We start from the raw sequence: 19,844 nt of genomic DNA, 5'->3' as shown, positions 1-19,844 counted from the left end.
TAATCTAATTGTAAAGACGTTTTTTTCTTGAAAATGTTACTGCCTATTCTTAAATTAATGACATGATTATACAGGATATGAAACAGCGTATTACAAAGAACTCTAGATGGGCATTTTTTTTACAATGAGGAATTATTTTTTTTAGCTAAAGTTGGAGCATGATACGTGAAATTCAATAAGAGCAATAAAAGACTTCATTAAATAAATCATATTGAATGGACAAAAAAGTACCTGTCATCCGTTGTTTGAGCTGGGGGACAGGTACGATTATTATGAAGCATTTTCTGTTTCTTCTCGTTTTTTTGTTAAATAATATGCATTTACTGAGGAAGTAATAGGAATGATAAGTGCGATTCCGATGCCTGCGCAACATATCATAATAATTTCAGTGACAAATACTTTAGAATTTATAATTTCGCCAATTGAATAAGATAAATCTTTAAACCATATGAGCAAGCTTAAATATCCACCAAAGAAAGCGTAAAATAATGTATTAGTATCTGTACCTAAAATGTCCTTTCCAATGCTTAAACCTGATGTGAATAATTTTCTTCTGCTAATTAATGGGTTATGGTGAAGAATCTCATGCATGGAAGTAGCAATGGAAATAGCAACATCCAAAATTGCACCAATCGTACTCATAATAATAACGGAAGCTCCAATTTGCACAAAATTGACCCCAATATAAAGTGAAAATATGCTAATTTCTTCTGTGGATTCTGCTCCAAATCCTCTAATCATTGATTTGTCCGTTACAAAAACAATGAATAGTAATAAAATGACAATCGTAATCATCGTAGAAATGAAAGCAGTCATCGTTTTACTGCTCAATTCATTAATAAAAAATAAGCTAATCCAACTTATGACGGTACAGGCAACGAGCGTTAATAAAATCGGACTATTCTTCGGATTGGTCATTAAAAAGATAGTTATAAAGAGTACTCCAAAGTTAAAAAATAAAGATAGAAAAGATCGTACTCCTTTTTTTCCACCAATAACGATCATCAATATGAATAAAATGGCAGTTAACCATACTAAAACATTCATTATTTTGCCCTCTTTCGATTAATGAAAAAAATAGAAGTAAATAGACTGATCGGAATCGTTAAGACAACACCAATTCCACCTGCTAGGGCTCGAGCTAATTCTAACGAAAGGTTCAAGGACAGTGTTTGCCCTAATGGATAAGAGTTTTTCAAATATAAAATTAACATAGGAATTGAACCAGAAATATACACAAAGAACAAAATACTTGTAATCGTTCCCATAACGTCTTTCCCGATATCCATTCCAGAAGTTCTTAAAGCTTGGTCAGAAATATCTTGATTTTGCTCAAATAATGCGAACATAGAAGAAGCCATTGTGATGGAGACATCCATTACAGCCCCTAGTGCCCCAATAAATAACCCAGCCATAAAGATCACTCGATAAGGTCGTGTTAAAAATTGCATTTCTTCATATCGAAGCCCATTCTCGGATGTAATCCACAGAACTAAAGCGCTAATCAATAATGAAATAAATGTTCCTAAAAGCGTTGCAACAATTGCAGCATATGTTTTCTCATTCAAGCCGTTAATGAGAATTAAAGAAATAATCGTAAATAAAAGAACACATACCCCACTGATAAATATCAAATTTATATTGGAATGCACATATAAATCCAATGCGAAGGATAATACAAGCGAATTTACAACTAAACTGATGATTGAAAATAACCCTTGTCTTTTACCAACAATCAGCAAAGCAAAAATGAAAATCCACGCTACTATCAAGACGAACTGATCACGTTTAACGTCTAAAATAGTCCCGGTTAAATCTCCATTTTTGTCAGTAGTTGCTTTAATAGAAACAAATAATTTATTACCAACATGGTACTCCTGGTCGAAGGCACCAGATGCTGAATATTCATTTGTAAAATGAATAAGCTTCCCTTTTTCTTCACCATTTTTTAATATAGCTGTAATAAGCTGAGTATATAAATGATCATCATTTTCATACATATCCGTTACAGGGTTTGATTCTTTTAACTCCGTTTTTATAACTTCGGCAATTGGACGATCATAAAATGCTTCATTGTGATAAACGAAAAAAACAGAAGCGATAAAGCAAATTACAATAAAGGTATAAAAAATAACTTTACTATTAGTTTTTCTTTTTAAGGTGTTAATAAAAATACCTCCAATGTGAGAAGGGAATTTAATCGTATTTGTTACGTACATTGTTAGAGTTAACACGAACAATGACTCACAATACCACTATGATTTTATTAATGTCAAGCAGATTAAAAAAGTGTCATTATAATTTAACTTGCTAATTGAATAGAGGTTCCTTAATTATATAATCGAGGTTAACATGACTTTGGCTTTTAGTGTACTAAGTTAGTTATAGCATATTTAAATTACTGTTATTCATTGATGTAAGTTTATTCATGAAACCATATATGAGACAGCCTATGCCGGTGCACCGTTACTGATTAATTATTCCTCTACAAAAGGAAGCTATTATTTCATTTATTAGGTCATTATCATTGCAATTATAAGGGGAATCCGTGTGATCGCAGTTGCCTCAGAGACGCCAATGAAACGAGCGGGGCAGCCATTTGAGCTTGCACTACCTATCTATATATACTTAGTATCTGATTACTCATCCTTAGTTATTGGTCAGGTACTTCATGTGAATGGGGGGATAATGACGGAAACTTAGGCAATTAAGGGATTTGTATTCTTTAACGTTTTGTGATAGATTAGTAGATACTAAATTCGAAAGGAGGTAAAAGTAATGGAAACTGTATTCGCAAAAGGCTTAGTGGAAAAAGAGGTAAAATCTTACATGCTTCTTGGAGATTTGCTGTCAAAGGGAGAAGTCTGCCCTTTTTTAAGCAAATTTCATATCGAAAACAGATTCCGGAAGCTTTTGCCTTCTTATTTTAACAATTGTAGTCATTCAATTTAGATGAACTTGTATAAATATAATTACGCATTGTGGCGCCGGTTCTGTACGGCGCTTTTTTATGTTCCATTGTGAGTTATAAGAAATCTTTCCCTTGCTTGTAGGGTTTTTTTCGCACTTTTGAGGCGCCGTTCTTTCGGCGTCTTTTTTTTGTTTGAAAGGAGTGAAAAGAGATGTGTAACCTTATATGTCCATTCATCTGTTAAGCGTTTTTAGCTTTGCAAAAGAGATGGTCAAAATCTATAAGGAGATTAAACAAATGATACTTCAATTAAATGGAATTAGTAAAAGCTATTCGGGAGATCCAGTTCTCTCAAATATAACGATGAAAATTGAGCGAGGAGATAAAATTGGCCTCATTGGTGTTAATGGTGCTGGTAAATCAACATTACTAAAGATAATTGCGGGAGACCTTCCTTATGATAATGGAGAGGTCTACATCGGAAAAGGTATTAAAATTGGTTATTTGCGTCAAGACAGTGGGTTGAAGCTAGACAATACAATTTGGGCAGAAATGTTAGAAGCGTTACCTGACCTTCTTGAGGTTGAAAAAGAACTTCGAGAGCTTGAAAAGGAGATGAGCGAACCGACGGTCATAGACAATCCTGAAAAATTTGAAAAAATTATGGATCGATATGCAATAAAATCAGAGTGGTTTATGCAGCATGGTGGCTATGAAATGGAAGCTAAAATTAACAGTATTCTTAATGGTATGGGCTTTGAAAGTACGTCCAAAAATACCCCTATTCATCAGCTAAGTGGTGGACAAAGAACTCGACTTGCATTAGCGAAAATTTTATTGGAACAGCCAGATTTACTAATGCTAGATGAACCGACGAATCATTTGGACTTAACAACATTAAATTGGCTTGAAGCGTATTTACGCTCATACCGAGGTTCCATTCTTCTCATTTCGCATGATCGATATTTTTTAGATGCACTTGTTAATGGTATTTATGAGATAGATCGAACAGAAGTCAGGAAATATGTTGGGAATTACTCCAAATATGTAGAAAGTAAAGAAAAAACTCGCCACTTACTTGAAAAAAAATATATCCTGCAACAGCAAAAAATTTCGAAAATGGAGGACTATATACAACGCAATATTACTATGGCTACTTCTTCTAAAAGTGCAAAAAACAAAAGAAAACAGCTTGAGAGAATAGAACGAATTGAGAAACCTCTAAAGGATTTAAAACATACACAGATGGGGTTTTTATTGGAAAAAAACTCTCATAAGGAAGTGTTAAAGGTACGAGATTTATCGGTTTCCTTTAAGGTAGAATGCGGGCAACAACCGCTATTAAAAAATATTAATTTTCAGCTAAAGCGTGGTGATAAGGTTGCATTAATTGGTCCGAATGGTGTTGGAAAATCAACACTAATAAAGACGTTGTTAAAGGAGATTAGTCCAGATAGTGGTGTTATCACTTGGGGTAACGGTGTGACGGTAGGTTACTACGATCAAGAGCAATCGAACTTACACCCAAATAACACCATTTTACATGAGGTCTGGAGTATTTTCCCACACATTGAAGAAGCGAGAGTTCGTACAGTTTTAGGGAATTTCTTATTTACTGGTGAAGATGTCTTTAAAAAGATATCTACCCTCAGTGGAGGTGAGAGGGCACGAGTAGCTTTATCGAAACTCGTAATGCAAAAAGCAAACGTGCTTATTATGGACGAGCCAACTAATCACCTTGATTTATTTAGTAAAGAAGTATTAGAACAGGCTCTTTTGAATTATGAGGGAACACTTTTCTTTATTTCACATGATCGATATTTTCTTAATAAGCTATCACACAAAATGCTGGAGCTTTCCTCAACTGGCATGAGTATAACTAACGGTAATTACGACGATTACATGAAAATGAAATTGAACTAAGGGCCATAAGCATGGAAAGGCAAAGAGGACCACCGATTGAGAAAATATTTGTGATTACGTAATAAAATATAAAAGCGAAAAGAGGAAGTTAATATGACAAATAAAAATCGAATTGCAGTTATTACAGGATCAGGTAGTGGAATTGGTAGAGCAACTAGTCTTAAATTTGCTGAAAATGGCTATAAAGTCGTGTTAGTTGATTTTAACGAGAAAACTGGAGAAGAGACTCTTAAACTAATTCAACAAAATGGTGGTGAGGGGATTTTCGTTAAAGCGGATGTTTCCAAAGTAGAAGATGTTCAGAATTATGTACAACAAGCCGTAGACACATATGGCCGTATCGATGTATTCTTCAATAACGCAGGCATTATTCAAAAGTTCGCACCATTTACATCGGTTGAAATGGAAGAATACGATCGTCTTATGGATATCAATGTAAAAGGCATTTTTCTTGGCATGAAATATGTTATTCCAGTAATGGAAAAGCAGGGTAAAGGGTCGATTATTAATACTGCTTCATCGGCAGGTATTCGTCCAGAACACAGTATCGCTGTATATTCCGCAAGTAAGCATGCAGTAATCGGTTTAACGAAAGGCGTTGCGATCGAGTATGCAAATAAAGGCATTCGTATTAATGCTGTGTGTCCAGGTGGTATCGTTACACCATTATTTCAAAGTGTTGGTGAGACACTTGAAAAAACAGGATACGTACCAGAAGAAATGTCACGTGTACGTATGGGACGCCATGGTGAACCAGAAGAAGTAGCAGAAGCGGTCCTATTCTTAGCTTCAGATAAAGCAAGCTTCATGGCTGGTGCTGTTGTCTCTGTTGACGGTAGTTTAACTGTATAATTTTATTGTCTTTGGAACAGTCCCGCCTTTGGTCTTTATTAATGACCATAGGTGGGGACTGTTTTTATCTTCAATTATGTAGCGAAAATGAAAAGCTGAAACAGCACCAACTTACGAATGTGAAATAAAATATTGAAAAAATTTTTATTAAGAATTATCTGGATAATAAAATGAAATAGTGTTATCGTAAGAAATAGCTAAATAAAAATATCCTTCAGGGTAGGGTGAAATTCCCAATCGGCGGTGATGAAGAAATTCAAAGTCCGTGAGCGCAAGCTGATTTGGTGCAAATCCAAAACCGACAGTTATAGTCTGGATGGGAGAAGGGTAGAAGTGTGAGCTTTTTAAATTCGCTTGAGTTTAAAAGGTTTGTTTGAGTATGCTTTTATGTTAACTACTTCCCATCGTTTAGTTGGGAAGTAGTTTTTGTTTTATTTGGCTAAAAAATTGAATAGCAATAGTTCTTCGGGGTAGGGTGAAATTCCCAATCGGCGGTGATGAAGGAATTCAAAGTCCGTGAGCGTAAGCTGATTTGGTGCAAATCCAAAACCGACAGTGACAGTCTGGATGGGAGAAGAACGATGAGATGACAGCCTATGGAAAAATTGTGTATCCATGAGGTTTATTTGTTGACGTCTTATGTAAATGAACTCCCAAACCCCTTTAATTTAAGGGGTTTTTTGTTTGAACAGAAATTATGAAGTAAATGAAAGTAGGTGAAAAAATGTTTACAGGAATTGTTGAGGATATTGGTACCATTAAAACCATGCAAAGCGATAGAGAAAGTATGGAAATTACCGTACTTTCAAAGAAAATGGTAGAGGATATAAAGCTCGGGGACAGTATAGCGGTCAATGGTGTTTGTTTAACAGTGATACATTTTAATGAACAAGAGCTAACGATGGATGTCATGCCTGAAACAGTGAGAGCAACAAATTTGCAGCAGCTCGCAGTTGGAGATCCTGTAAATTTAGAGCGCGCTATGTCAGCTAATGGACGTTTCGGAGGTCATTTTGTATCCGGACATGTAGACGGAGTAGGAAAAATATTGCGCAAGCGGCCATTAGCAAATGCAGTCTATATTGATATTGAACTATCAACGGAGTTAACGAGCTACTGTATACCAAAGGGCTCCATCACCATTGACGGAACGAGTTTAACACTCTTTCATGTCGAGAAAAACGGTGTAACAGTATCCCTGATACCCCACACTTACAAGGAAACCATTTTAGGTAAGAAGAAGATTGGTGATCACGTAAATGTAGAAACCGATTTAGTTGGAAAATACATTTTGCATCAACTTAAGCATGGACAGGAACCACCGACTGTTACAAGAGACTTCTTAGCACAAAACGGCTTTTAACCAAAATTTACGAACAGGAGGTGGAGATATTGCTACATTCAATCGAAGAAGCAATAGAGGATTTAAAACAAGGTAAGATGATTATTGTAGTAGATGATGAGGATCGAGAAAACGAAGGGGACTTACTCGCACTTGCGGAATTTATGACCCCAGAAACGATTAACTTCATGGCGACCTATGGAAGAGGTCTTATATGTACGCCGATTTCACAGCAGCTAGCACAAAAATTAGCATTAAAGCCTATGGTTAGTATTAATACAGATAATCATCAAACGGCATTTACCGTTAGTATAGATCATGTAGACACAACAACTGGAATTAGCGCCTTTGAACGGGCAATGACTATACAAAAAATGTTAGAGCCACAGGCAAAAGCTACGGATTTTCGTAGACCAGGCCATGTATTCCCACTAATAGCAAAGGAAAATGGTGTATTAGAACGTAGAGGACATACAGAAGCTACAATTGATTTGGCAAAGCTTTGTCATAGTATTCCTGCGGGCATTATTTGTGAGATTATGGGAGACAATGGCGAAATGCTACGTTTTAATGACCTTGTTAAATATGCAGAGCATCATCATTTAAAAATGATTTCAATTGAAGCATTGGCAACATATCGTCGTCAACAAATAATGGAAAAAAACACAATGACTATCTAAAAAAGGCTTATAACCAAAAGTTGTGGATGATTTTCGTTAAAACGTATGCCATATATAAAGTTGATTGGAGTGTGGGCTGGACGCCTCCAGGAAAGCGCCCAGTCGGAACGGAAATCAACCACACATTATGGTGATTAGCCATAAAAAAGGAGAAAAGAAAAATGGGTAAAACATTTGAAGCACAATTAATTGGTACGAATTTAAAAATAGCTGTAGTAGTTGGTCGTTTCAACGAATTTATTACAAGCAAATTATTAGATGGTGCATTAGATGGTTTAAAGCGTCATGGTGTGGATGAGAACTCTATTGATGTAGCATGGGTTCCTGGTGCATTTGAAGTTCCATTCATCGCGAAACAGTTAGCTGAAACAAAGAATTATGATGCAATTATTGGATTAGGTACTGTGATTCGTGGCTCAACAACACATTATGATTATGTATGTAATGAATCAGCTAAAGGAATTGCAAATGTGTCACTAACTACAAATGTACCTGTTATTTTTGGCATTGTTACTACTGAAAATATTGAACAAGCAATTGAGCGAGCTGGGACTAAGTCAGGGAATAAAGGCTATGATGCGGCAATGTCTGCTATTGAAATGGCAAATTTAAAGAAGATGATTGGATAAATCTATCTGGATATAGTATGGAAATTTCATAGGTGAATTATTCAGAGGTAGCATTCTAAACATCAAGTATTCTTGAATATTTTTAAAAACTATGGGGAAAATATCCGTAAGTGTATTTATCATAAATGTACTAATCTGGAGCTGGCTCAGTAGGAGATGAGGGATATTTCTTCAATGGAACAAGAGTTAAATTTGAAATCTTTGAAGTCACTATTTCAACGTTCTGCTGATGTGGTATTTCAGGAGTATTTCTTTCAGCAACATAAAGTACATTTGATAAAATGTGAAGCGATGATTGATGAACGTTTACTACAGACCGTTATTGTACAACGAGTTCAATCATTATTTACTGAAACATCGGATGAATTAGAGCAACATATAGAAAATAATTTACACATTCCCCATCTTCAGAGAATTACAAGTAAAGATGAGGCCATGACGAGAGTCTATAAAGGACATGTTTTACTGTATTTTGAAGATATGAATTTGCTGTATTCAAGTTATATCGCTAAAAAACCGAATCGGGAGCCTAAAGAAACGACCCTTGAATTGGTAGTCAAAGGTCCGAAAGATGATTTTATTGAGGATGTTTTTATCAATATTGCTTTATTACGCAAGCGATTACCTACTAATTCATTAAGTGTTGAGACGTATGAACTTGGTAAACGATCCAAAACAACCGTAGCTGTACTTTATTTAGAAGATGTCGTAAATCAAAAGATGCTTGAGAAAATAAAATTACAACTGCAGAGAATTGATGCGGATATTATATTTAGTGGAGATTTATTGATGGAAAGAATTGAGCGGGGTGGAAAGATTCTACCTAGACATGATTATACTGGACGTCCTGATTTTGCTGTACAAGCTTTAAGCGGAGGGCGCATTATTATCATAGTTGATGGTGTATCGTATGTAGTTATTACACCTAGTAACTCAATGTTACTTTTTAAATCCGGTGAGGATAACGAGTATCCAATTATTGTGAGCTCCATGGAGCGTTTACTCCGAATAGTGGCTATCTTAATAAGTGTACTTTTACCAGGTTTTTGGCTTGCACTTACTACCTATCATCAAGAGCAATTGCCATTCATCCTATTGGCAACAGTTGTTGAGTCAAGGACAGGTCTTCCATTTCCAACTATTCTTGAAACATTAATGATGCTTTTTATGTTTGAATTATTTCGAGAAGCAAATATCCATCTACCCAGTGTTATCAGTGGGTCCATGAGTGTTGTCGGGGGATTAATTATTGGGGATGCAGCGATTAAATCGGGTGTTACGAGCCCGTCCATGATTGTAGTAATAGCTACTTCAAGTATTGCAGCCTTTACACTCGTCAATCAATCTATTGTAACAGCAATGAGTATTCTCAGGATCATCATCATTTTAGCATCTGCCTTTTTTGGGTTATTTGGATTCTTTAGTTCGGTATTTTTCATACTTCTTTATACTGCAAATATAAGAGTATTAGGTATTCCGTACTTAAACATGGGAGCAGATTTAGATTGGCAGAACATTAAAGGATCTTTAGTTCGCTTATCTTCTGCAAGTTATCGTAAGCGTCCGAAATTTTTAGATGTACAGGATGAGACAAGGACATCGAGTAGGAAAAAATAAATACTTAGAATGAAGAGATCAGGTTTATATAAGCCTGGTCTTTTTATATTTTACTTGACCTTTTATTAACTTGAAGCTTTACGATGAATAATAGAAAATCTATAACATTAGGTAAGGAGAGAATAGCAATGAGATCTTATGAAGAATTAATCGTAGAAGTTATTGATGTAAGAGGCAGCTACTATCAAATTGGACTTCAACAAAGTAAAGTGCTACGGTCACATTCACATCAGAATGGATTTCCGAACTTAACAAATAAAACAAATGTCCAAATGGCAAAACAACTACTACAATTCCATTGCCCTAGCCTTATACAAGAAATGGAAGGATTGGCTGTTGGGTTGGCTCAAACGCTGGATTCTGTAATTAAAATGTATAGTGGCTATAATATTACCTTTCCAGAAATGGGCTGTACATCTTTTGTGCAAAATGGCAAATACATAAGAAACTATGATTTTAGTCCTACATTGTATGATGCCAGACTTGTATTTTCTAATCCAATGAATGGATACGCAAGTGTTGGATTTAGCCAACAAATTATCGGTAGACTTGATGGAATGAATGAATTTGGGTTAGTTGTCGGTCTGCATTTTGTTAATAGTGAGTACCATGATGAGGGCTTTATCGCTTCAACGATTGTCCGAATATTATTAGAGCAATGTAAAAATATTGAAGAAGCACTTAAACTAATCAGAGAGCTACCACATGGTTATTGCTACAATTACTCAATGACAGATCAAAGCGGTCAATCTATAGTAGTAGAAGCTTCTCCACAGAAGCTTGAAGAAAAATGTGGAAATCCATTAATTTGTACGAATCATTTTGAAGCAACTAGTATGAAAGAGAAAAATAAGAAAAATATTCAAGGGTCCGTTAATCGAAAGCATTTTTTAAATAGCTTGGTAGAAAAGAATTTGACTACAATGGCTACTTACAGACATTTTAATAATGGAAATTCTCCGCTATTTTTTAAACACTATAAAGAATACTTTGGCACACTACATACCGTAATTTATTCGCCAAAGCTTCTAGAAGTTATCGTTGGAATAGGAGAGGATGCAGAACCGATAATAATTTCTTTTAAAGATTATTTGGATGAAGCGCTAACGCTTCCAAAAAGGTTAACAGGTCGGATTTATCCACACAACGAAGCAGGAATAGAATAAACAATATATAATAAGGAGAGAGGCATGTAATGACAAAATGCTGTTCTCCTTTTTTTGTTTTCTTTCTAGAGAAGGATTATTAAACTATTGGGTGTGACTTGTACAATATCTCACTCGAAAAATATAAATCGTTTTAGAATTAAATTTTATCAGTACCTTATAGACGACTCCAATTTCAAGTATAGGAAGGAAATAGCTCAAACAGTAGTGGAGGTAAAGATAGGCTTGGTGATAGCCAAAACTCTTTTGTGATGATAAGATAAGAACGAATATTTTTATTTAGAGAGGCGAAGAATCCTTTATCGTATGTATTTTCCCAAATGAATTGAAACGGTGCTTTTAAGATTAACTTATAGCAGGTAAGTAGATAGTCATTGCCGTCCAAATCGCTCTGAAATATCTTGTGACAATGAATTATTAGTTAATGATGAATTTTAAACAACCTAAAAAAAAGAAGTTTACTATAGTATAATAGGATTGTTGGATATGAAATGAAATTGTTTCCCTAGTAGAAAGTATGACATGATATCAACCTCGACTAACAATTTTTGTATTTGATGCGAAAGCCAAGCCCAACTAAATTAAGGCAATATTCATTTCTATAGATGAGGAAGTACCAGGTTTTATGAAAACACGAAAAATAAAATTAATTTTAATACTATCAACTATCTTATTAGTATTGTTTACAAGTTTAAACATCTTTACATCTTATATAAAAATGAAAAAGACAGTAGAGGAGTCAATAGCGAACCAAAGTCTGGAAGCGGCTATTTCTATTGCATCTTCAATTGATGTAGAGGCGTACAAACAATTTTTAGATAACCCCGAGAAAAACGATTATTATTGGGAATTAAGAAGCTACTTAAATGATGCAAGAGTAAAACTAGGTGCTTTATTTGTTTATACTTTAAAAGTTGATAACCCAAAGGTATCTAAAGCAATGATTATGGGATTACCAGGTGATTTGACTAAAGGCTTCGATATCGGAGAGGACTGTACAGTACCTGAAAAGCAAGTGCAAAAAGCCTATAAAGGAGAAACATATGTAACAGAAGTAATACCAGATTCTGTACACGGTGCCTACTTATCTGTTGGTGCGCCGATAAAGGATAAAACAGGAAAGATCATTGCATACCTAGGCATTGATATTAGTGCAGAAACATTAAATGGCATCAAGGGAAAAGTGATCGAAGACAATCTTTTTATCTTTATTTTTAATGGTGTACTCATTTTACTCGTAATAGGCTCTTTTTTCTTTTTACAGAGATGGTATCAAAAAGAAGTGGCGAAGGAAGTTGGAGCGACAGAAGATACATATCAAGCAGAAATTAAAACTTTAATCACTTCCGTATCCTCTTTAAGACATGATTTCACAAATCATATACAAGTATTGCATGGATTTCTGCAATTAAACAAACCTGAACAGGCCAAACAATATTTATCTTCACTGTCCAAAGAGGTTCAGGCTATTAAGTCCCTCAAAGTAAATATTGATCATCCGGGCTTGTCTATATTATTACAAACGAAAAAACTAACGGCACAAAATCATAATATTGATATGGATTTCACAGTCTCAGAGGATGCATTTAATAAAATTAAAACGACGGATTTAATCAAAATCTTGTCGAATTTAATAGATAATGCTATTGATGCGGCAAATGAATTGCCGGAAGAGCAACGAAAAATAACAATTCGCTGTAAAGCAGATGACACGCAATATGAATTTAAGGTTACAAATTCTGGGCCAAATATTGTAGAGGCGGGGCAAATATTCAAGCAAGGATTTTCCACTAAAAAACCAGAGAGCGGTAAAATAAGAGGGCAGGGCTTGTTTATTGTAAATGAAATTGTCAATAAGTACGAAGGTCAAATTTCTATCGATTCATCAAAACATTTAGAGACAACCGCAATAGTAACTATTCCAATAAAGTAAAATTTCTAAACTTCCTACAGAAAATTGTAGGAAGTTTTTTCGAGGATAAACTATCGTGTTAATTAAAGCTTGGCCCTCCGACAAAACAACCACTTCACATAGCATGTATTTTCTGGCAGTGATAAAAAGAAACTTTAGCAACAATGTTTTTTATATGTGAAAGCGAGAAACCAAAATCCGCTACCGGCGAAGTAGAGGAGTTTAGCGGCGGAATGGGGAGTTTTAGCGACGAAGTAGAGGAGTTTACCAGCTAAATTAGCTGCTTCACTATGCGAAAAGATGATTCAACTTTCCTTTTACATTTTTTGAGCAATTCATTTCATATATTACTAATAATCAAAATGGTACTCTATTAGGAGGAGATGGAATAATTGGATAAAACAATCCTCGATTTATTGAAAAAGGGTGGATTTGTTTTGTATGCAAGGCATGGTAAATCAACTGAAGGCGTGGATCAGCCATATTTAAATTTTCAAGATTGTTATACTCAAAGAAATTTGTCTGAAGTTGGGCGAAGGGAGGCAATTTATTTTGGACAAATACTTCGCTATTTACAAATTCCGATTAGTTCACCGATTGTCGCAAGTCCTTTTTGTCGTACGTTTCAAACGGCACAGCTTGCATTTCCTTATGCCTATATCCAAATTGACCCAATTGGTTATGAAATTTATAAATTGGGTGGGAATGTTCCTATCGATGAAAAAACAAATATATTATCAAATCTCCAATCAGTGTTAGAAAGAAAGCCACCGCAGGGTACGAATCAAGTGATCATTGCCCATAGCTTTCCCGAAGGTGTTGGATTAGGGAATATTTCTAATATGGGAATGGTTATTGTGAAACCAAAAGGTCCTGGAAATGGGTATGAAATAATAAAAAAACTAACTTTAGAAGATCTACCACTTTTAGGTAGTAACTCTAATTAAGCAAGGGATGGGAGAAAAACATGGAAATAAAAACAGTCTCACAGTGCACTTTAGAGGAAACTTTAAAAACTTGGAATAAAGGCTTTGAGGGGTATTTTGTACAAATAGAAATGAATGAAGAAAAGTTTTTAAACCGAATTGTTGGTGAAGGACTATCGCCAGAGCTTTCAATAGTCGCATTTGATCAGAATAATCCTGTAGGCATTGTATTAAATGGCTTTAGACAAATAGATGGTAAGAAAACCTCTTGGAATGGTGGAACGGGCATTTCTCCAGACTATCGCGGTAAAGGAGTTTCTCGTGCTTTAATGGAAGAAACAATCGCCATTTATGAAAGAGAGAATGTGGAAGTTGCAACACTTGAAGCTATAAAAGAAAATAAAATAGCCATTGCGCTATATGAGAAATATGGTTATACAATTACAAATCAATTGCTATTTTTAAGTGGCGAATATGAAGCAAAAGTAGAGGAGCAAAACGCAATTTATGTGGAAACTATTCGGCCAGAGCAGCTATCACATTTATCTTTTTATCAGGAGGATGTTCCTTGGCAATGTAGCTGGCAAAGCAACAAGCAAGGAGAAGCTAAAGTTTTTTACAATGAGAATAATGAAGCGATTGGCTATATGTTATATAGAACCGTATGGGGTAAGGATGGAGCCATCGACCACATAGTACTTTATCAATTAGAGCTATTGCAGAATAGCAATGTAGAAAATATACCACACTTTATCGCAAGCATTGCAAATCACAAAGTAAATCTGGCTACAGTTAACTTTTTAGCAAGCAATCCAGCCACTAGCTATTTAATGGAGAATGGACTAGAAGTGAAAACTGGGCAAGTACAAATGAAGAAGAAGATGGATTAATAGTTTACGTGTAGAGAAAATTACAGAAGGCTTGAAATGTCAATGTTAAGCTGGACAATTGCTTGAATTTTGGGAGTTTTAAATGGCCAACGCTATACTTATACAATCATCGTGGACTCTAATGCGTTTGCTTGAGGGCTAGTTATCTTAGCAGTACTTATATCAGGTTGTAAACATTTAAGAATTCCAGTATACTAATCCGATAAAGAATGTAAATAAAGGGATGAATTTAAATGACGTTTGAAGAGATATTACCACGCTTAAAAGCCGGAGAGAAAGTAATTCGTAAAAATTGGGGTGGTGCCGAATTGTATGTGAAGCTTGTTGGACAAAGCGAACATGATGGCGAGACTTTGAATCCTTATTTTTTAATTAATGTACGTGGTGAGGGCTATACTATGTTCACACCGACAGTCTGTGATTTATTAGCGGAAGATTGGATAATTGTCAATTAATCGGAAGAGCCATCTCAAATGAGGTGGTTTCTTTGTTTTTTAAGGAGAGAGATCAATGACGTTTGAAGAATATAAGGGTAAAACAATATTTGTAACGGGGGCTTCTTCAGGAATTGGACATGCCCAAGCTATTGCATTTTTAGAAAATGGGGCGAGTGTATTCGGATTTGATTTAGATGAGTACGGTTTAGTAAATCTACATCACCAATATCCTGAACAATTTGCCTATAGGGTAGGTAGTGTATGCAATAAGGACGATGTAGAGCAAGCATTTGAAGCTGCGATTTCAATATTTAAGCAGGTAGATATTTTATTAAATACCGCAGGCATTTTAGATGGCTTTGCAAAAACACTCGATACAGATGAAGCGCTTTGGGATAAAATTATGAATACCAATGTAAAAGGTACTTTTTTTGTGACAAATACGATATTGCCCCATATGGTAAAACGAAAATCAGGCATAATCGTTAATATGGCGTCAATTGCAGGGCTTGTTGCTGGCGGTGGCGGGGCGGCGTATACAGCGTCTAAACATGCGATTGTAGGCTATACAAAGCAGTTAGACTTAGATTATTGTCGTGAAGGAATTCGTGCCAATGCCATTGCACCTGGAGCCATTCAAACACCGATGAACAAGGCAGATTTTGAAGGTGATGGAGAAATCGCAAAATGGGTCGCCAATGAAACGCCTGCAGGACGGTGGGCTCAACCAAGTGAAGTGGCGAGTTTAACACTTTATTTGGCTAGTCAATCAGCTGATTATATACATGGTTCAATTATACCGATTGATGGCGGATGGCTTACTAAATAATATTGTTCAATAATAAATTTTTTTGCTATAATACGCAAGTAAGCAAAATTTAGCTTGCACTGCGGCACTTCAGATAGGGTGAAAAGCTCTCTTCCTTTGGCCGTAGTTATTACTAAAATAGCGGATGTGCTATTTTACAAAGGAGAATAAAATTGAATACATCTATTGTAAAAAATTCAAGCCGTACTTCTGTAACTGAACTTACAAAGACGGCACTTGTTGCAGCTTTATATGTGGCTGTAACTGTTTTATTGTCAGTCATTAGTTTTGGGGCTGTACAACTACGTTTGTCGGAGATGTTCAATTATCTGGCATTGTACAACAAGCGCTATGTGTTAGCCGTGACTCTAGGAGTAGTACTCGCTAATTTCATGTCACCAACGTGGATATTAGATGTACCCATTGGTGGAATTGCGACATTTCTCGTTCTAATTCTTTGTCGAAGAGTAACGAAAAATATAACAAATGTTATTGTGAAAATGGTTATAACTGCATTGATTTTTTCAATATCAATGTTCACCGTTGCAGGACAATTAACAATTCTCTATGATCTTCCGTTTTGGGCGACATGGTTTACAGTAGGAGTTGGAGAATTGCTGTCTATGACTGTTGGCGGTATAACTATTTATTTATTAAATAAAAAAATTGATTTGACAAAATAAATTAAAGTAGAAAAGCAAGTAGCCATTAAAAGGAGACTTGCTTTTTTGATTGTATATTATTTATTAAGCCCCGTAATCCTGCTGAAAATTAGTTTGCATTAAGTCCGCGACAAGGGGGGCAGTGACTGAACATTTGAAGCATCACTCAATAAATCCGCTTCCGCTTTATTCTACTGTTACAGATAATTCTTTCACAAGGAGGGAGGCGGAGCCATATCCATCTGGCAAGAAGAAAAGTTCGGAGCTAATTTCTTCGATATTATTTAAGAACTCAAAGAAGTTCCCGGCTATTGTCATTTGTTTTACTGGTGATGCAATTTTGCCATCTTGAATATGGAAACCTTTTGCCGCGACTGAGAAATCACCAGAAACTGTATTCGTACCGGAGTGAAGGCCAGATAATTCAGTAATAAGTACTCCTTCAGAGACTGAGGCAATTAACTCCTCCTGCGATCGCTTACCTGGTGAAATATATAAATTTTGAGGTGCGATTGATAAAGTGCCTTTGTATGAGTTTTTATGTGCATGCCCACTTGTTTCGCAGCCTTCCTTTTTTGCCGTTTTTCGATTGTGTAATAGTGTTTGCAGTGTTCCATCTAAAATTATGGACTGCTCCTTTGTTGCAACACCTTCACAGTCAAAGCTTGCTCCAGACAAAGCTTCAGGATGGAATGGGGCATTCAATAATGTAAAAGCATCTGACGCCACTTTTTGTCCGACTTTCCCTTTTAATAAAGATTGATCCTTTTGTGCATTTTCAGCTGACAGAATAGGCATAAAAGTACTTAGTAAAGAAGCTGTCGCATCAGAGCGTAGGATAATTGGATATTTTCCAGATGGAATCGACTTTTCACCTAGATTCGCAAGAGCTTCCTCTGCAGCTGCTTTTGCAATTTCATCAGCATTGAGAGAATGAAAATCGCGTGTCATTTTCAAATAACTACCCGTTTTTAGTTCCTCACCTACTTTGACTACTGTGGAAAGGAAGATGACTAAGCCGTTCTCCTTATGTGATAAGGAAAGGTTTTTACTATTCGCTAATGAACGTTCAGTACTATATTCTTGAAGTAAACAATAATCAAGCGTTACAATGCGCGTATCGTACGCACGAATTTTTTGTTCAATTAAACGAAGTAGCTCTATTTTTTCAGGAATCCCAATAGTCTCTAATTCTTCATTGTAAAATTCATATGGCGTGTATTCATTACTGCCTTCAAAAATATCTATGCCCTCATCTTCATCTAGAATGTCTGCATTTTCTTTTGCACTGTTGATTAAAAAGGAAATAGAATCATTGTCTAATTTCTCTGTATAGGCGTAACCCATTTTTCCGTTGTGCAGCCCACGTAGACTTAGCCCTCCATCCTCAGACGTTTCATAGCTATCAATCTGCCCTTCGTAAAGCATGCACTGAAAAGAGTTTTTTCGTTCATAATAAACTTCTGCCTCTTTAAAACCCGCCTCTATCGCCTTATTTAATAGTTTTTCTTGATATTCAACAATGTTCATGAATTATTCCCCCTTTGTTCCTCCAACTGTCATTTCACTAACACGAATCATCGGCTGGCCTACATTGACGGGAAGACTACCACTAATTGATCCGCACATGCCAGCTCCGTGCGCAAGATTATTACCAACCCGATCAACTAGCTGCAATGTTTTTGCTCCGTTTCCTATAAGTGTTGCACCACGTACTGGACGATCGATTTTTCCATCCTTAACAATATAAGCTTCCATTACCGCGAAGTTGTAGTCACTAGTCGATGGATTTACTTGCCCACCACCCATATATTTCGCATAAATACCATATTCGGTAGATGCAATAATTTCTTCAGGAGTAGATGTGCCTGGAGCGATATATGTGTTCGTCATACGAGATGTTGGATTGAAACGATAGGATTGGCGTCGTGAAGATCCAGTTGGTTCAGCATTCATACGGCGTGCATTAAATTTATCAATCATGTAACCTTTTAAAATACCATTTTCAATTAAGATGTTTTTTTGCGTTTTTTCCCCTTCATCATCAATGTTAAGAGAACCCCATTCGTTTGGAAGTGTGCCATCATCAATATATGTAACAATATCAGGGGCAACTTTTTCACCAATACGGTTTGCAAAAACGGAATTGTTTTTCGCGACGGCTGTAGCTTCAAGTCCGTGACCACAAGCCTCGTGAAATATAACACCACCAAATTCATTATCAATGATGACTGGGAATTTACCGCTAGGACATTCATCGGCATGAAGCATAGTGACCGCAATACGTGCAGCTTCACCAGCATAGTGTTCTAGATTTAGATTTTCAATAAATTCAAAGCCCGCATGTGCGCCAGGACCATAGAAGCCCGTTTGCATTTCTTTGCCCTCGGAGGCAGTTGCTTGGATGGCAAGTCGACTATGAATACGCGTATCTTCTACAAATTTTCCTTCTGAGTTGGCAATTAAAACATGTTGCTCTTCGTCAAGATAACGAACTCTAACTTGACTGATGCGTTCATCATAATTTCTAGCAATGTCATTAGCCTGCCGCATGATCGTTGCTTTTCTAGTATGCTCTACACTGTTTGGTAGAATGATAATGTTATGAATTGGCGTTATAATTTCTTTTTTTAGAGGTTGAATCGTTCCAGTAGTACCTCCTTTAATGGCAAGTGCTGCTCGTTTTGCTGCTGCTAGTAAGCCCTCCTCTGAAAAATCGTTTGTGTATGTGTAGATACTCTGAAGACCGGAAAAAATGCGTATACCAATGCCAAAGTCACGCCCTGAAATACTTTGTTCAATTTTTCCACTTTGTAATGTTAATTCATTAACGAACTTATCCTCGATGAAAACTTCGGAAAAATCGCCACCTGTAGAAAGGGCAGCTTCAAGTACATTTTCAATAACTGATTGTTTAATCATATTTTTCCCTCCTTTTCTTAAGTATACCAAATAATTCGGAAAATTCTGCATTTGTGAAGTGTATCACATGATTATTTATATTCTATTTGTGACATTTTATGATAGGGAGTGTTGTTAGTAGGGAAATATTCCAATGAATATCTACATGAGAATTAAAAATTAATTAT

Annotated in this window: 17 protein-coding genes, 2 pseudogenes and 2 riboswitches; of the genes and pseudogenes, 15 read left to right on the top strand and 4 right to left on the bottom strand. The window is 35.9% G+C overall.

Features of this window, described 5'->3' with window-relative positions; genetic code table 11:
• Nucleotides 1-270: 270 nt before the first annotated feature.
• Nucleotides 271-1,047, bottom strand: a complete 777-nt coding sequence (locus ACQKNC_RS09315) for a YibE/F family protein (RefSeq protein ID WP_427424572.1) — start codon at nucleotides 1,045-1,047, stop codon at nucleotides 271-273.
• Nucleotides 1,047-2,168, bottom strand: coding sequence for a YibE/F family protein (locus ACQKNC_RS09310; RefSeq protein ID WP_427424673.1), 1,122 nt, complete (start codon nucleotides 2,166-2,168; stop codon nucleotides 1,047-1,049). Before ACQKNC_RS09310 ends, ACQKNC_RS09315 begins: the two co-directional genes overlap by 1 nt.
• Nucleotides 2,169-2,424: 256 nt before the next feature.
• Between ACQKNC_RS09310 and ACQKNC_RS09305 the strand changes: the two are divergent.
• The 15 genes and pseudogenes from ACQKNC_RS09305 to ACQKNC_RS09235 form a co-directional block, all read left to right on the top strand.
• Nucleotides 2,425-2,703: pseudogene (locus ACQKNC_RS09305) on the top strand (NAD(P)-dependent oxidoreductase); the annotation flags it as partial.
• Between the two features lie 75 nt (nucleotides 2,704-2,778).
• The gene (locus ACQKNC_RS09300; protein WP_427424571.1) at nucleotides 2,779-2,952 is read left to right on the top strand and encodes a hypothetical protein; all 174 of its coding nucleotides are present in this window, start codon (nucleotides 2,779-2,781) and stop codon (nucleotides 2,950-2,952) included.
• 256 nt (nucleotides 2,953-3,208) lie between these two features.
• A complete protein-coding gene (locus ACQKNC_RS09295) occupies nucleotides 3,209-4,834 on the top strand; it encodes an ABC-F family ATP-binding cassette domain-containing protein (RefSeq protein WP_427424570.1) in 1,626 nt (541 codons plus the stop codon).
• 93 nt (nucleotides 4,835-4,927) lie between these two features.
• Nucleotides 4,928-5,686, top strand: coding sequence for an SDR family NAD(P)-dependent oxidoreductase (locus tag ACQKNC_RS09290; protein WP_427424569.1), 759 nt, complete (start codon nucleotides 4,928-4,930; stop codon nucleotides 5,684-5,686).
• Between the two features lie 206 nt (nucleotides 5,687-5,892).
• Nucleotides 5,893-6,018: riboswitch (FMN riboswitch) on the top strand.
• Nucleotides 6,019-6,143: 125 nt separating this feature from the next.
• Nucleotides 6,144-6,269: riboswitch (FMN riboswitch) on the top strand.
• A 141-nt stretch (nucleotides 6,270-6,410) separates the two neighbouring features.
• Nucleotides 6,411-7,049, top strand: coding sequence for a riboflavin synthase (gene ribE / locus ACQKNC_RS09285; protein ID WP_427424568.1), 639 nt, complete (start codon nucleotides 6,411-6,413; stop codon nucleotides 7,047-7,049).
• Between the two features lie 29 nt (nucleotides 7,050-7,078).
• Nucleotides 7,079-7,672 (top strand): annotated as a pseudogene (ribB, locus tag ACQKNC_RS09280) (3,4-dihydroxy-2-butanone-4-phosphate synthase); the annotation flags it as partial.
• A gap of 197 nt (nucleotides 7,673-7,869) precedes the next feature.
• Nucleotides 7,870-8,337, top strand: coding sequence for a 6,7-dimethyl-8-ribityllumazine synthase (gene ribH / locus ACQKNC_RS09275; protein WP_427424567.1), 468 nt, complete (start codon nucleotides 7,870-7,872; stop codon nucleotides 8,335-8,337).
• Nucleotides 8,338-8,511: 174 nt separating this feature from the next.
• Nucleotides 8,512-9,954 carry a spore germination protein gene (locus ACQKNC_RS09270; RefSeq protein WP_427424566.1) on the top strand — a complete coding sequence of 481 codons (1,443 nt, stop codon included), beginning with the start codon at nucleotides 8,512-8,514 and terminating at the stop codon, nucleotides 9,952-9,954.
• Nucleotides 9,955-10,082: 128 nt separating this feature from the next.
• Nucleotides 10,083-11,120 carry a C45 family autoproteolytic acyltransferase/hydolase gene (locus ACQKNC_RS09265; RefSeq protein WP_427424565.1) on the top strand — a complete coding sequence of 346 codons (1,038 nt, stop codon included), beginning with the start codon at nucleotides 10,083-10,085 and terminating at the stop codon, nucleotides 11,118-11,120.
• Between the two features lie 625 nt (nucleotides 11,121-11,745).
• On the top strand, nucleotides 11,746-13,053 hold the full coding sequence (locus tag ACQKNC_RS09260; protein ID WP_427424564.1) for a Spo0B domain-containing protein: 1,308 nt from the start codon (nucleotides 11,746-11,748) through the stop codon (nucleotides 13,051-13,053).
• A gap of 371 nt (nucleotides 13,054-13,424) precedes the next feature.
• Nucleotides 13,425-13,979, top strand: coding sequence for a histidine phosphatase family protein (locus ACQKNC_RS09255; RefSeq protein ID WP_427424563.1), 555 nt, complete (start codon nucleotides 13,425-13,427; stop codon nucleotides 13,977-13,979).
• Between the two features lie 20 nt (nucleotides 13,980-13,999).
• Nucleotides 14,000-14,848, top strand: a complete 849-nt coding sequence (locus ACQKNC_RS09250; RefSeq protein ID WP_427424562.1) for a GNAT family N-acetyltransferase — start codon at nucleotides 14,000-14,002, stop codon at nucleotides 14,846-14,848.
• Nucleotides 14,849-15,081: 233 nt separating this feature from the next.
• Entirely contained in the window at nucleotides 15,082-15,303 is a 222-nt protein-coding gene (locus ACQKNC_RS09245) for a DUF2829 domain-containing protein (protein ID WP_427424561.1), read from the top strand.
• Nucleotides 15,304-15,358: 55 nt separating this feature from the next.
• Nucleotides 15,359-16,114 (top strand): 3-oxoacyl-ACP reductase, encoded by a 756-nt coding sequence (locus tag ACQKNC_RS09240; protein ID WP_427424560.1) that lies wholly within the window; start codon nucleotides 15,359-15,361, stop codon nucleotides 16,112-16,114.
• Nucleotides 16,115-16,266: 152 nt separating this feature from the next.
• Entirely contained in the window at nucleotides 16,267-16,776 is a 510-nt protein-coding gene (locus ACQKNC_RS09235; RefSeq protein ID WP_427424559.1) for a QueT transporter family protein, read from the top strand.
• 165 nt (nucleotides 16,777-16,941) lie between these two features.
• Here the strand turns inward: ACQKNC_RS09235 and ACQKNC_RS09230 are convergent, their stop codons facing one another.
• Together ACQKNC_RS09230 and ACQKNC_RS09225 are read right to left on the bottom strand one after the other, a co-directional pair.
• The gene (locus tag ACQKNC_RS09230; RefSeq protein WP_427424558.1) at nucleotides 16,942-18,285 is read right to left on the bottom strand and encodes a TldD/PmbA family protein; all 1,344 of its coding nucleotides are present in this window, start codon (nucleotides 18,283-18,285) and stop codon (nucleotides 16,942-16,944) included.
• 3 nt (nucleotides 18,286-18,288) lie between these two features.
• Nucleotides 18,289-19,677 (bottom strand): TldD/PmbA family protein, encoded by a 1,389-nt coding sequence (locus tag ACQKNC_RS09225; RefSeq protein ID WP_427424557.1) that lies wholly within the window; start codon nucleotides 19,675-19,677, stop codon nucleotides 18,289-18,291.
• Between the last annotated feature and the right edge of the window lie 167 nt (nucleotides 19,678-19,844).

This window comes from Lysinibacillus sp. NPDC094177 (assembly GCF_050279145.1).
In the GTDB taxonomy this organism is placed as follows: Bacteria; Bacillota; Bacilli; order Bacillales_A; family Planococcaceae; genus Lysinibacillus.
Note: the sequence above shows the minus strand (reverse complement) of the source record. Positions and strands in the feature narration are given on the sequence as shown.